Below are 14,851 nucleotides of genomic sequence, written 5' to 3' on the forward strand. Positions count from 1 at the left end.
TATATTAAACTGTATTATAAAAGGAGAATTAAAAGGTGTTAAGATCAGAAAAACCGGTAGCAGTAGAGGATATTATAAATATTTATAAAGAATCGCCTTCTATAATTATTACTCATTATCACGGGTTAACCGTTAGTCAAGTGAGTTCGCTTAGAGAATCACTTAAATCTAAAGAAGCAGGTTTTAAAGTAGTTAAAAATACTTTAGCAAAAATAGCTGCAAATCAAACAGGGCTCGATAGTATTGCTAATTTATTTGCGGGTCCTACTGCTATTGTTTATTCTAAAGAACCGGTTGAGATGGCAAAATTAGTAGTTAATTTTGCTAAGGCTAATGATAATCTTAAGATTATCGGTGGGATAGTCAATGATCACGTATTAGATGAACATTCAATAAAAGAACTTTCTAAGTTACCTGCACTTAATGAGCTTAGGGGTAAAATTGTTGGGTTATTACAAGCACTGGCTACTAAGGTTGTAGGTGTTTTACAAGCCCCATCTTCGAGTATGGCGAGAGTAATACAAGCACATGCTAGTAAAAATTAACTTAAAGGTTACTCATCAGGTATTTTAATTGATAATTAAAGAGCTTTTATAGTGACAATTAATAAGGTTTTTTATTAGGATATTATTCTTATTTTAAAAAAGTATTATAATTTGAAGCAAATAAAGAATTTAATTAACTTTAAAATACCTGATGTAGTAATCTCTCAATATAAAAAAAGTAAAAAGGAAAAAATTATGGCAGATTTAGCTAAAATTGAAGAACAATTATCATCATTAACATTAATGCAAGCAGCTGAGCTTGTGAAAATGCTAGAAGAAAAATGGGGTGTATCTGCAGTAGCTCCTGTAGCTGTAGCAGCTGCCGGTGCTGCAGCTCCTGCGGCTGAAGCAGTAGCTGAAAAAACTGAGTTTGAAGTAGTTTTAACAGCTGCCGGTGACAAGAAAGTTGAAGTAATTAAAGTTGTGAAAGATATCACAGGTCTTGGTTTAATTGAAGCTAAGAAATTAGTTGATGAAGCTCCAAAGCCGATTAAAAGCAATGTGAAAAAAGCAGAAGCAGACGAAATCAAAGGTAAGTTAGAAGCTGCCGGAGCAAAAGTTGAATTAAAATAATTGTTTCTGTACTGGGTTCTGTAAAGAAAAGTTGCATTATTCGTATTTTAGATATTTTTAAGTAAAAATTAATAAGATTCTTGTTGAAACAGTTGTTTTTATTCCAAAAAAAATCTTATAATTTTCAATCACAAACAACTAAGTATAGATTAATTTTTTTACAGGACCTAATGTTTTTGCATTACAGTGAAATATTTTATAGCTTTAAATTAACTTCTTAAAATCCAAAGAGCCTTATTCAAATTTAATTACTAAAATAAGGCTCTTTGGATTTTAAGAAGTTAATTTAAAGCTAATTTAAGTTATTTTTTTGAAATAGGATAAAGCTATTACATTAAAAATCTTATTGATTAAAATAATTTTGTTAACGTACCATACGTCTAGAAATTTAAATTATTGAAATTCTCTAGGTTCTGTGAAGATTTCTAATTGATTTTTAGTGAAAATTAATGAGATGTTTGAAGGAATAGCTACCTATTTTAAAAAAATATTATAATTTGTTGCAACAAACAAATAACCAAAATCAAATCTTTTTGGAAATGTTCGTAGAGCCTACACAAGATCTAAATAAGAAACTTACTAGGTTTCTTTAATTTAAGTTCTATGTAAAAAAATTTACAACAGTATATTTTACTGCAAATTATAAGCATTGTATTGAAATAGGGTATCTATTCCAATAAAAACTTTACTGTTTAAAATATAAATAATTTAAATTTTATATACAGAACCTAGGTTCTGAACACTTTTGATTAATGATTATAATTAGGAGATATTTTTAAGCGAAAATTAATAAGATTTTTGAGAGGAGAGTTTATTACTATTTCAAAAAAATCTTATGATTTACAGCTAAAAAGAGTCATAATTATGATTATTCTATTAAAAGTGCATAGGACCTAATCACTGCAATACGGGCAGTAATTTTATCAGTCAGGAGATTATATGGTTTCATTAAGGGATAATATAGAAGCACAACCCTTGTCACATAATAGAAGAATAAGAAAAAATTTCGGTCACATAAATTTAGTAGCAGATATACCGAATTTGATTGAAATTCAAAAAAATTCATATGAGAAAAACTTTCTACAGTTAAATATTAAAGATTCTGAAAGAAAAAACAAAGGTTTACAATCTATATTAAACTCAATTTTTCCTATTTCAGATTCCTCCAATATTGCTAATTTAGAATTTGTAAAATATGAATTCGATACTCCAAAATATGATGTAGCAGAGTGCAGTCAAAGAAGTTTAAGTTATGCTGCTCCTCTTAAAGTTACTTTAAGATTAAGTATTTGGGATATAGATGAGGATACTGGTACTAGAGAAATTAAAGGGATTAAAGAGCAAGAAGTATATATGGGTGATATCCCATTAATGACTAAAAACGGTACTTTTATTATCAACGGTACGGAAAGAGTAGTTGTATCACAAATGCATCGCTCACCTGGTGTATTCTTTTATCATGATGAAGGAAAAGTCCACTCTTCCGGCAAGCTTTTATATTCTGCTCGTGTTATTCCATATAGAGGGTCTTGGCTTGATTTAGAATTCGACGCTAAGGATATTATTTATTTCAGGATTGATAGAAAAAGAAAGCTTTATACTACTACTTTGCTTAGAGCTATAGGTATGAGTACTGAAGAAATTATAAAATTTTATTATAATTCAGTAACTTATAAGCTTGTTAAAAATAAAGGTTGGGCGGTTAAATTTATACCTCAGCATATTACTGCTCATCGTTTAACAAGTGATTTAGTAGATGCAGATACCGGAAATATTCTACTGAAAGCAGGACAAAAAATTACTCCGCGTTTGGCTAAAAAATATTTTGGGGAAGGGCTTAATAATATTTTAGTAGCTCATGAAACTTTAATCGGCAAATATCTATCCGAAGATTTAAGAGATCCTGCAAGTGATGAAGTATTAGCAAAAATCGGTGAAATGATTACTGCTGATATGCTAAATGTTATTAATGATCTTAAAATTAAAAATGTTAACGTATTAGTAATCAATCCTCAGTCCGGTCCATATATACGGAACACCTTATTTGCTGATAAAAATCAGGATCGTGAGGCAGCATTATGTGATATTTTCAGAGTTCTAAGACCAGGCGAACCTGCTAATATCGAAGCGGCTGAAAGCCTGTTTTATAATTTATTCTTTGATGCGGAAAGATATGATCTTTCGGAAGTTGGGCGAATAAAAATGAATTCTAGGTTAGAACTGAATGTTTCTGAAGAAGTTACGGTTTTAACAGTTGATGATATTAAAAATATCGTAAGAGTTTTAGTAGAACTTAAAGACGGTAAAGGTATCATAGACGATATTGATCATTTAGGTAATAGAAGGGTTAGATCGGTAGGTGAATTGATAGAAAATCAATTTAGAATAGGTTTAGTCCGAATGGAAAAATCTGTAATTGAAAGGATGTCGGCAGGTGATGTTGATACTGTAATGCCTCATGATTTAGTAAATTCAAAAATTTTAGTTTCAGTAGTAAAAGAATTTTTTAGTACCTCCCAATTATCCCAATTTATGGATCAAACCAATCCATTATCAGAAATAACTCATAAAAGAAGGCTGTCAGCACTCGGTCCCGGAGGTCTTAGTCGAGATCGAGCAGGTTTTGAGGTGCGTGACGTACATCCGACTCATTACGGTCGTATTTGTCCTATTGAAACACCTGAAGGTCAGAATATCGGGTTAATTAACTCTATGGCTACTTATGCTAGAATAAATAAACATGGTTTTATAGAGAGTCCGTATAGAAGAGTTAAAGATGGATGTGTAACCGATGAAGTGGTATATCTTTCTGCTATTGAAGAAGGTAAATACAAAATCGGACAAGCAAATTCTAAAGTTAATAAAGACGGAAAGCTGCAAGGAGAGTTTATTAATTGCCGTGTTGAAGGCGGTAATTTTGTAATGGTAGAACCGTATGAGGTAGATTTCATTGATGTGACTCCTATGCAGGTAGTATCGGTTGCAGCTTCTCTTATACCTTTCTTAGAAAACGATGATGCTAACCGTGCTTTGATGGGTTCAAACATGCAAAGACAAGCCGTTCCTTTAATTAAAACGGATGCACCTTTTGTAGGTACCGGAGTTGAAGGGGTAGTAGCTAAAGATTCCGGAGCGTCAGTGCTTGCATTACATGACGGTATTGTTGAGCAGGTAGATTCAAATAGAATCGTAATTAGAACTTTAGAACAAAAAGTTGATGGTTCTCCTTCGGTTGATATTTATAACTTACTAAAATTCCAAAAATCCAATCATAATACTTGTATAAATCAAAAGCCTTTAGTTAAGGTCGGTCATTACGTTAAGAAAAACGATATTATAGCTGACGGTCCTAGTACGGATAACGGTGAAATTGCTTTAGGTAGAAACGTGCTTGTAGCTTTCTTACCTTGGAACGGTTATAATTTTGAAGATTCCATTTTAATATCCGAACGTATAGTAAAAGAGGATGTATTTACATCTATTCATATTGAAGAGTTTGAAGTAATAGCTAGAGATACACGCCTTGGTCCTGAAGAAATTACCCGTGATATACCGAATGTAAGTGAAGAAGCGTTGCGTCATCTTGATGAGGTCGGAATAATTTATATAGGTGCAGAAGTAAAAGCCGGTGATATTTTAGTTGGAAAAGTAACACCGAAAAGTGAATCGCCTATTACTCCTGAAGAGAAGCTACTACGTGCTATTTTTGGGGAAAAAGCTTTTGACGTAAAAGATTCATCGCTGCATGTACCTTCCGGAGTTAGCGGAACTGTAGTAGAAGTAAGGGTATTTTCTCGTAGAGGTGTAGAAAAAGACCAGCGAGCTATTGCTATTGAAAAACAACAAATTGAAAAATTAGCAAAAGACAGAGATGATGAATTAGAAATTATTGAGCATTTTGTGTTTAGTTGGCTTGAAAAGCTTTTAGTAGGGCAGGTGATTATTAACGGTCCTAAGCAAGTAAAAGTAGGACAAACTATTACTACTGAAATGCTAAAAGGCTTATCTAAAGGGCAATTTTGGCAGATTACCGTGGAAGATGCAAATGTAATGAATGAAATAGAGCAGATAAAGACTCATTATGATGAGAAAAAAGAGGCGCTTGATAAAAGATTTGCTACTAAGGTAGAGAAATTGCAAAGTGGTGATGATTTACCTCAGGGAGCTTTAAAAGTAGTAAAAGTATTTATTGCAACTAAGCATAAATTACAACCCGGGGATAAAATGGCAGGAAGACACGGAAATAAAGGTGTTATTTCACGTATCGTACCTGAAGAAGATATGCCGTTTTTAGAAGATGGAACTGTGGTAGATATCGTTCTTAACCCTCTAGGTCTTCCGTCCCGTATGAATATAGGACAGATTTTAGAAACGCATCTTGGGTGGGCATCAATAAATTTAGCAAAAAAAATATCTACCTTAGTAAAGGAATATAAAGATAAACATATAGGTATTGAGCAGATTAAGAAATTCTTAATTGAACTGTATGGAGAAAATATTAATTCTATACTTGAAAGACCAGAAGAAGAGATTATTTCTTTTTGTAAGAAAGTAAGTAAAGGCGTCCATTTTGCAACTCCTGTATTTGACGGGGCAAAAGTTCAGGATGTTAAAGATATGCTAAAGCTTGCCGGTCAAGACCCTTCAGGACAAGTGAAATTAATTGACGGTAGAACCGGTGAATATTTTGACCGTCTAGTAACCGTCGGGCAGAAATATTTGCTGAAATTGCATCATTTAGTCGATAATAAAATTCACTCCCGTTCTATAGGACCTTATAGTTTAGTAACGCAGCAACCGCTTGGAGGTAAGTCTCATTTCGGCGGACAGCGTTTCGGGGAAATGGAATGCTGGGCATTACAAGCTTACGGTGCAGCTTATACGTTACAGGAAATGTTAACGGTTAAGTCGGATGATGTAAACGGTAGGATCAAAACTTATGATTCTATAGTACGCGGTGAAAATAATTTTGAATCAGGCATTCCTGAATCATTTAATGTTATGATAAAAGAATTTAGATCTTTATGTCTTAACGTAAAACTTGAAGTAACTTCAAGTTAAGAAAGATAGGTCATTTAAGCAGATAAAAAACTTGTTTTTTATCTGTTTTACTGGATCCCCGCTTTTGTGGGAATGACATATAGGGTGCAATAAGAACTCTTGGTAGACGAAGGTCAATTTCAAAAAGAGCTAGGAGTTCACAAGGCAAGGAGCGGAGCGTATACTTAATACGTGAGAGCACCGCAGAACTTGTAGAACGACAACACCAATTTTTGAAATTCACCGAGTATATACGAGTAATTTTTAAGGAAAAGTATTTATGAGCGTAGTAAATTTTTACGGACAATTAAGTAATACTCAGCAATTTGATCAGATAAGGATTAATATAGCAAGTCCCGATCAGGTACGTTCGTGGTCTTTCGGTGAAGTAACAAAACCTGAAACAATTAACTATCGAACTTTTAAACCTGAGAAAGATGGTTTATTTTGTGCAAGAATTTTTGGTCCGGTAAAAGATTATGAATGTCTCTGCGGTAAATATAAGCGGATGAAAAACCGTGGAATTACGTGTGAAAAATGTGGCGTTGAAGTTACGGTTTCTAGAGTAAGACGTGAAAGAATGGGGCATATTGAACTTGCAGCTCCCGTTGCTCATATTTGGTTTTTAAAGTCGCTACCTTCAAGAATTAGTACACTTCTTGATATGACAATGCGAGATGTAGAAAAGATTCTTTATTTTGAAAATTATGTAGTAGTTGATCCAGGGCTATCAATTTTACAAAAAGGCGAACTCTTAACAGAGGAAGAATTACAGAAAGCAAAAGATAAGTACGGTGAAGATGCATTTACTGCCTCTATAGGTGCAGAAGTAATACAACAAATGCTTAAAGAGCTTGATTTTTCAAAGTTAAAGCAAGAATTATACAAGGAATTACAAACCACTTCTTCAGAAGTCAAAAAGAAAAAATTAGTAAAGCGTTTAAAATTAGTAGAGGATTTTTTAGAGTCGGAAAACAAGCCGGAATGGATGATTATGGATGTTTTACCGGTTATTCCTCCTGAAATTAGACCGCTTGTTATGCTTGACGGCGGAAGATTTGCTACTTCAGACTTAAATGAACTTTATAGAAGAGTAATTAATAGAAATAATCGTTTAAAGAAATTAATAGAGTCAAAAGCTCCTGATATAATAGTCAGAAACGAAAAAAGAATGTTACAAGAAGCGGTGGATGCGTTATTTGATAACGGTCGTCGCGGTAGAGCAGCGAAAAATGCTAATAAGCGTCCATTTAAGTCATTAAGTGATATGCTTAAAGGTAAGCAGGGGCGTTTCCGTCAGAACTTGCTAGGTAAGAGGGTTGATTACTCAGGACGTTCGGTTATCGTGGTAGGACCTGAGCTTAAACTTCACCAGTGCGGTTTACCTAAAAAAATGGCTCTGGAGTTATTTAAGCCGTTTATTTATTCTAAGCTTGAGTTGTACGGCATCGCTACAACTATTAAAGCCGCTAAAAGAATGGTGGAAGCTGAAAAATCCGAAGTGTGGGACGTGCTTGAAGAAGTAATTAGAGAGCATCCGGTTTTACTTAATAGGGCTCCGACGTTACATAGGCTTGGTATTCAAGCATTTGAACCGCTATTAATTGAAGGTAAAGCGATCCAGCTTCATCCGCTTGTGTGTGCTGCGTTCAATGCGGATTTTGATGGTGATCAGATGGCAGTACATATCCCGTTATCGATTGAAGCACAGCTTGAAGCTAGGGTATTTATGATGTCTACAAATAATATCTTAAGCCCCGCAAACGGTCGTCCTATCATTGTACCGGATAAAGATATAGTGCTTGGTTTATATTATCTAACCCTTGCATTTGATAATGAAGTAGGCACAGGGATGATGTTCTCAGATTTAGCTGAGATGGAACATGCTTTATATAATAAATTTATAACTATTCATACAAAGATAAAATATCGCAGAAATCAGTTAAATGCCGAAGGTAAAATGGTCCCTGTTATCATTGATACTACTTACGGTAGGTTAATGGTCGGTGAGTTATTGCCTTCTAACCCTAATATAGACTTCAAGTTTATTAATAAACAACTAACTAAAAAAGACATATCATTAGTTATAGATTTAGTTTATCGTCACTGTGGTCAAAAAGCTACGGTAATTTTTGCCGATCAGCTAATGAAACTAGGTTTTAAATATGCTTGTTCTTCAGGTATTTCTTTTGGAATGGACGATATGGTAGTACCGGAATCTAAGAGTACTCATATCAACGAAACTCAGCTTGAAATAAAAGAATTTGAACAACAATATTCAAACGGTTTAATTACTTACGGAGAGAAATATAATAAAGTAGTCGATGCTTGGTCCAGATGTACCGATAGAGTAGCAAACGACATGATGAAAGAGATTGCTACACCGCCGGTTAATGATGCTCCAAATCATCAGAAAATAAATGCTATATATATGATGGCTATTTCCGGAGCAAGAGGTTCTTTCCAGCAAATTAAGCAGTTAGGCGGTATGCGAGGTTTAATGACCAAATCAAACGGTCAAATTATACAAACTCCTATTATCTCTAACTTTAAGGAAGGATTAACTGAATTTGAGTGTTTTAATTCTGCTAACGGAATGCGTAAAGGGCAAATAGATACGGCTTTAAAAACGGCAAGCTCAGGTTACTTAACAAGAAAATTAGTAGATGTTGCTCAAGATTGTATTATTACTGAAAAAGATTGTGGAACTGATAAAGGAATTGAAGTTAAGAGTGTTATTGAAGGCGGAGAAGTTATAGTACCTTTAGCTGAAAAGATTTTAGGTCGTACTGCTGCTGTTGATATATTTCATCCGGTAACTAATGATCTAATTCTCAATAAAGGCGAGCTTATTAATGAAGCAAAGTTAGAGCAGATTGAGTCGGCGGGACTCGACAGAATTATGATAAAATCCGTATTAACCTGTGAAAGTACTACCGGTATATGTAGCATATGTTATGGTAGGGATCTTGCTACCGGTACATTAGTATCGGAGGGGGAAGCAATCGGGGTTATTGCTGCTCAATCTATCGGTGAACCGGGTACGCAGCTTACAATGAGAACTTTCCATATCGGAGGCGCGGCAACAAAAGGTGCTGAGGTTTCTTCCGTAGACGCTTCCTATGACGCAAAAGTGAAAATTATAAGTCGTAACGTTGTTATTAATTCCGAAGAACGCAAAATTGTTATGAGCCGAAATTGTGAATTATTATTGCTTGATAATAACGGTAATGAAAAGGCTCGTCATAAAATTCCATACGGTGCTAGATTACTTGTTGATGACGGTGATATGGTGATTAAAACTCAAAAACTAGCAGAATGGGATCCTTATACTATACCGATTATCACGGAGAAGTCAGGTAAAGTTTTATTCAAAGATATGGTTGAGGGTATTTCTATTCGTGACGTAACTGACGAAGCGACCGGAATACCGAGTAAAGTTATTATTGAATCAAAGCAATATTCACGTGGTGCAGAATTACGCCCGCGTATACAGCTTTTAGATGCTAAAGGTGAAGTTATCACCTTATCAAACGGTTTAGAAGCTAGATATTACTTGCCGGTTGGAGCAGTTTTAAGTGTAGAAGACGGAGTACAAATATCGGTAGGTGATATCATTGCACGTATACCGAAAGAATCAACCACTACTAAAGATATTACCGGTGGTTTACCGAGAGTTGCCGAGCTTGTAGAAGCAAGACGCCCTAAAGATCATGCAGTTATTGCCGAAATTGACGGTAGAGTAGAATTCGGTAAAGACTATAAATCTAAAAGACGTATTATTATACATCCAATTGATGAAACAATGTCTATTGAGTATATGGTACCAAAAGGCAAGCATGTTGTAGTTAACGAAGGTGACTTTGTTAAAAAAGGTGATTTATTGATTGACGGTAATCCGGTACTTCAAGATATTTTAAAAGTAATGGGCGTAGAGGTTCTTGCAAATTATATTGTTAAGGAGGTTCAAGCCGTTTATCGTCTACAAGGTGTAAAGATTGATGATAAGCACATAGAAGTTATTATCCGTCAGATGTTACAAAAAGTAGAGGTTACGGATTCAGGCGGAACTACGTTATTAGTAGGTGAAAAAATAGATAGACATGAATTTGATGAGATAAATGAAAAAGCTATGAAAAACGGTTTAAAACCTGCTGAAGCACAATTAATATTACAAGGTATTACTAAAGCTTCTCTGCAAACTAGATCGTTTATCTCTGCGGCATCATTCCAAGAGACTACTAGAGTTTTAACTGAAGCAGCTATTGCTGGTAAAGTAGATAAGTTGCGAGGACTAAAAGAAAACGTGATAGTTGGACGATTAGTACCTGCTGGAACCGGTTACTTTATGGATAAAATGCGTAAAGCAGCCGTAAAACTTGATGAAGAGAATGTATAAATATACTAAAGATAGAACTTAAAAAAATTGACTGTGTCGTCTTTGTAAGTCCTAGGATGCTGAACGTTTAATATACGCTCCGCTCCTCGACTTACAGACCATTTGTTCTTTTCCAAGTTGATCTTCATGTACCGGATAGTTTATAAAAAAACGTCATGGCAAGCCAGCATTTATGCTGGTATGGCAATCTCATGAAATAATAACAAACTCCTGAACTGGCTTCGTCAATTATTTTATAATTTGCTCGCAATGACAGGGGGGGAGTATCCACGCAACAATGCCTTCCTAGCTTAGAAGCGGGAATCCAGAAAAAGAACCTTACTACGCATTAGTGACAAAAAAAGCCTATAAAAACTTGATTTTTATAGGCTTTTTCTTATTTCCCGGTTGCAGAAATGATACTTTAATAACAAGCAATCGGTGCTGTTAAATGCTCGTAGGTTTGACCTAAATAAGATACTGATTGTTCAAAGAACGTATTATTATAATTACTGTATGCTAAAAAAGAATCTTCATGTTGGAAGTTTTTAAGTGTTTCTTGATTTTTAGATATCTGAATTTCTGCTAAACAATGTTCAATATAAGTTTTCAGTACTGTTTGACGAATTTCATCATGTAAAGCTTGTAACATGAGTAAGTTTACTAATAATGGGTTAATACCATTATTTGCATTAGTAGTAATCGTAGCTTCTTCGTGTTTTTGATCAATAGACATCTTTCCAAACTTCACTTCTAGAGGTAAATTAGACGTCGACCCAGTACTTGCATCCTCACGTATGTCTATATACACTGCAGTACTGCGTTCCGTATCTCTTTGAAATTCCTCTCTATAAACTGGTTTGGCAAGATGTCTAACAGGCACTTCAGAAATTAAAGACTCTTCATTGCTTACTTCTACCTTCTCTATTTCAAGATTTTCTGATTCAGCATTGACTTTTTCTTCAAAATTTACCTCTGGGAAAAGTGCTATCACATCTGTTATTTCAAGTTTTCCTCCTTTTTTACCTATTTCATAAGCTTTAGTAATAATTTGTTTATAAATAACGTCAATTAACGCTCGTGTTGTTTGTATTTCATCAGAATAGTTAATTCCTCCTTCATTCCAAAACTTTACTATTTTAGACAAAGCAGGAATATATTTACCGGCCTTTGCTAAAAATTTTTGTATAAATGTAGGTTCAATAAGAGGGATTAATGTAGGATTTTCTTCATATTGTCTAAATACATACTCGACAATTTTAGGTATATTTTGATCTGGTTCTACTTCGTCAGGTAAGCCGTGTAATATTTTTTTGGCTGTTGCTTGACCCATCTTCTCATGCAAAATATTAACCCCGATCCATGTCCATGCCGGATTAGCCGTAAAACAAAGCTTTGTTATATAAAATGCTAGCGATATAGGTAGAGATAATAACTTTAAATAATTAAGGCAAGTATATCGTATTGGATGAGGCGTGAGACTATAAATCTCATTCATATCTTGGTTTAACTCACATGATACTTTAATCATTTTATACTTCTGCTTAATTAAATAAGAAGTGATGTCATGTACTGGCATATTATTACTTAAATTTAACTAATTCATCAGTAAGATATAAAAAACGTTAACATTTGTCAAATGCTATTTAATGAGATTTTGTTTTAAATCAATTATAATACTTGCAAAGTTTTATCAAGATAAATAGAATGATCCAAAGTCAAAAATAATATAAGGAGTAAGTATTAATATGAGGAGTAAGTATGCTTAACATAAACTTTGTGAATGAAGAATCATCTACTAATCAAGGTCTAGTAGTTTTTATTGATGAACAGTTAAAGCTTGATAGTAATTTAATAGGACTTGATCAACAACATCATGGATTAATTTCTAAAACTATTCAAAATAAACTGCAATTTACCGGTAAATATGGACAGATCAAGGTTATTCCGTCTGTCATTAAATCAGGCGAGGTTAGATATTTGATAATAGCAGGTCTTGGGAATGAAGAAAAATTAACTGAAGCAAAAATTGAAGAGTTAGGTGGTAAAATCTTACAGCATGCAACCGGTTGTAAAATTTCTACTATCAGCTTAAAACTTACAAATAGAATTAGCAAGTTTACATCTCAAACATTTGCATCTTTAGTTGCTAGCGGTGCGTTTCTTGCTTCTTACAGATTTGATAAATATAGAACTACCTTAAAAGAAGCAGAGAAGTTCGCAGTAGAGTCAATTGAAATTTTTACCAATAATAGCACTGAAACGGCAAAATTATTTGAAATCAAAAAATTAATTGCTGAAGCAGTATTTTTTACAAGAGATATAAGTAATGAACCGTCAAATATTAAAACTCCTCAAGTTTATGCCGAAAGAATAGTTGATATATTTGAACCGCTAGGGGTAGATGTTGATGTTATCGGTGAACGTGAGATGAAAAACCTTGGTATGGGAGCATTACTTGGTGTGGGGCAAGGTTCACAAAACGAGTCAAAGTTAGTGGTGATGGAATATAAAGGCAGCAGTAAAGATGCTCCGACTATTGCTTTGGTCGGTAAAGGAGTGATTTTTGATACAGGCGGTATTTCATTAAAACCGTCAAGTGATATGCACTTAATGCGATACGATATGGGAGGTTCTGCAGCAGTTGTGGGTACCATCATTGCGGTTGCCGGTCAAAAATTACCTATAAATCTAGTCGGTGTTGTAGGGCTTGTTGAAAATATGCCGTCTGGTAATGCACAGCGTCCAGGAGATGTAGTAACTACCATGTCAGGGCAAACTGTTGAAGTTTTAAATACCGATGCAGAAGGGCGTTTAGTACTTGCTGATGCTGTTTGGTATGCACAAGAAAAATTTAAGCCTAAATGTGTGATTGACGTTGCAACTCTAACAGGGGCAATAACCGTAGCACTTGGTAATACATATGCTGGTTGTTTTTCCAATAATGATGAGTTAGCTGATAAGTTAATAAAAGTAGGGGAAGAAGTTAATGAAAAACTTTGGAGAATGCCGCTGCACGATGAGTACGATGCAATGATTAACTCCGACATAGCCGATATGGCAAATATCGGGAACGTACCGAGAGGTGCCGGAAGCTGCATAGCTGCACATTTCATTAAACGTTTCATTAAAGATGGAGTAGATTGGGCTCATTTAGATATAGCAGGCGTTGCAAATAGTAATAAAGCTTCAGCACTCGGTCCTAAGGGGGCAGTAGGATACGGCGTGAGATTACTAGAGAAATTTATCAAAGAATATACTTAAATGCTATTCTTGTATTGCATTGCCTGCATGGATACCGAGTCGTCATTGCAAGCAGCCGTAGGTTGTGTAGCAATCTTATCAAATATCCTGAGATTGCTTCGTCAATTATTTACGTAATTTTCTCGCAATGACGGAAAAAATTATCCACATGGGCAATACTGAGCTAAGAATGATATTAAACTTCGTCTATTTACTATTCGTTTATTCTGAATATAATTATGAACACAATAAATAAACCTTATATATTTGTTATAGGTAATGAGAAAGGCGGAGCAGGTAAAACTACCTGTTCTATGCATCTAATAATCGCTCTGCTTTATCAAAATTATTCGGTAGTAAGTATAGATACCGATTCACGTCAAAGTTCGTTAACGAATTATTTAAAAAATCGAGATTTATATAATAAACACAATCCTGATAAACCTGTATTAGTACCGAAACATTTTCATATATCGGAAAGCGAAGTAGAAGAGCAAGCAAAGAGTTTTGAGCAGATACTCAAAAATAATCAGGATGTCGATTATATAGTGATTGATACCCCAGGCAGTCATACTCCTTTATCAAAGGTTGTTCATTCTTACGCTGATACAATTATTACACCGATTAATGATAGCTTTCTAGATTTAGACGTAATAGCAAAAGTCGATAGCAAGGATGAAATTATTAGCCCATCAATATATAGTCAAATGATTTGGGAACAGAAAATGGAACGCGCTAGTCGTGATAGAATTAGTATAGAGTGGGTAATACTTCGTAATCGTTTAAGTAATCTTGATGCATTAAATAAAAGACGCGTAGGAAATGTATTAGCTAAACTTGCTAAAAGAATTAACTTTAAACTTACAGAAGGATTTAGTGAACGTGTAATATATAGGGAGTTATTTTTACAAGGTCTAACATTATTTGATCTAAAAACTGCAAAATATGATAGAGCATTTAATAGCTCACATGTGCTTGCACGTCAAGAATTACGAAATTTTTTAGACTTTCTAGGTATTAAGGCTGCGTTCAGAGGTTAATTTCTATTAAAGTTTTTCTTGTATAAAGTTAA

At 34.3% G+C, this 14,851-nt stretch carries 7 protein-coding genes; 6 read left to right on the forward strand and 1 reads right to left on the reverse strand.

The window, feature by feature from the left end; genetic code table 11:
• The first annotated feature begins 35 nt into the window (after nucleotides 1–35).
• From rplJ to rpoC, 4 genes are all read left to right on the forward strand, one after another.
• Complete coding sequence (rplJ, locus tag ACPKKV_RS02335) at nucleotides 36–545, forward strand: 50S ribosomal protein L10 (protein WP_392506006.1); 510 nt, start codon at nucleotides 36–38, stop codon at nucleotides 543–545.
• Nucleotides 546–740: 195 nt separating this feature from the next.
• Entirely contained in the window at nucleotides 741–1,118 is a 378-nt protein-coding gene (gene rplL, locus ACPKKV_RS02340; RefSeq protein ID WP_392506922.1) for a 50S ribosomal protein L7/L12, read from the forward strand.
• A 939-nt stretch (nucleotides 1,119–2,057) separates the two neighbouring features.
• On the forward strand, nucleotides 2,058–6,179 hold the full coding sequence (rpoB, locus tag ACPKKV_RS02345; RefSeq protein WP_392506007.1) for a DNA-directed RNA polymerase subunit beta: 4,122 nt from the start codon (nucleotides 2,058–2,060) through the stop codon (nucleotides 6,177–6,179).
• Between the two features lie 259 nt (nucleotides 6,180–6,438).
• Entirely contained in the window at nucleotides 6,439–10,557 is a 4,119-nt protein-coding gene (rpoC, locus tag ACPKKV_RS02350; protein ID WP_392506008.1) for a DNA-directed RNA polymerase subunit beta', read from the forward strand.
• A 403-nt stretch (nucleotides 10,558–10,960) separates the two neighbouring features.
• On the opposite strand, the gene ACPKKV_RS02355 is transcribed toward rpoC, so the two are convergent.
• A complete protein-coding gene (locus ACPKKV_RS02355; protein ID WP_392506010.1) occupies nucleotides 10,961–12,115 on the reverse strand; it encodes a palindromic element RPE1 domain-containing protein in 1,155 nt (384 codons plus the stop codon).
• Between the two features lie 182 nt (nucleotides 12,116–12,297).
• Here ACPKKV_RS02355 and ACPKKV_RS02360 point away from each other — a divergent pair, with 182 nt between their 5' ends.
• A complete protein-coding gene (locus tag ACPKKV_RS02360) occupies nucleotides 12,298–13,800 on the forward strand; it encodes a leucyl aminopeptidase (RefSeq protein WP_392506011.1) in 1,503 nt (500 codons plus the stop codon).
• 218 nt (nucleotides 13,801–14,018) lie between these two features.
• On the forward strand, nucleotides 14,019–14,819 hold the full coding sequence (locus ACPKKV_RS02365) for a division plane positioning ATPase MipZ (protein ID WP_392506012.1): 801 nt from the start codon (nucleotides 14,019–14,021) through the stop codon (nucleotides 14,817–14,819).
• Nucleotides 14,820–14,851 lie beyond the last annotated feature (32 nt).

It is taken from the genome of Rickettsia finnyi, from assembly GCF_049668125.1.
Lineage (GTDB): Bacteria > Pseudomonadota > Alphaproteobacteria > Rickettsiales > Rickettsiaceae > Rickettsia > Rickettsia kotlanii.

Excerpts from the sequence above, each read along its gene's own strand:
- ACPKKV_RS02360 (WP_392506011.1), top strand. The coding sequence starts at position 12,298 with ATGCTTAACATAAACTTTGTGAATGAAGAATCATCTACTAATCAAGGT.
- ACPKKV_RS02355 (WP_392506010.1), bottom strand. The coding sequence starts at position 12,115 with ATGCCAGTACATGACATCACTTCTTATTTAATTAAGCAGAAGTATAAA.
- rpoC (WP_392506008.1), top strand. The coding sequence starts at position 6,439 with ATGAGCGTAGTAAATTTTTACGGACAATTAAGTAATACTCAGCAATTT.
- rpoB (WP_392506007.1), top strand. The coding sequence starts at position 2,058 with ATGGTTTCATTAAGGGATAATATAGAAGCACAACCCTTGTCACATAAT.
- rplL (WP_392506922.1), top strand. The coding sequence starts at position 741 with ATGGCAGATTTAGCTAAAATTGAAGAACAATTATCATCATTAACATTA.
- ACPKKV_RS02365 (WP_392506012.1), top strand. The coding sequence starts at position 14,019 with ATGAACACAATAAATAAACCTTATATATTTGTTATAGGTAATGAGAAA.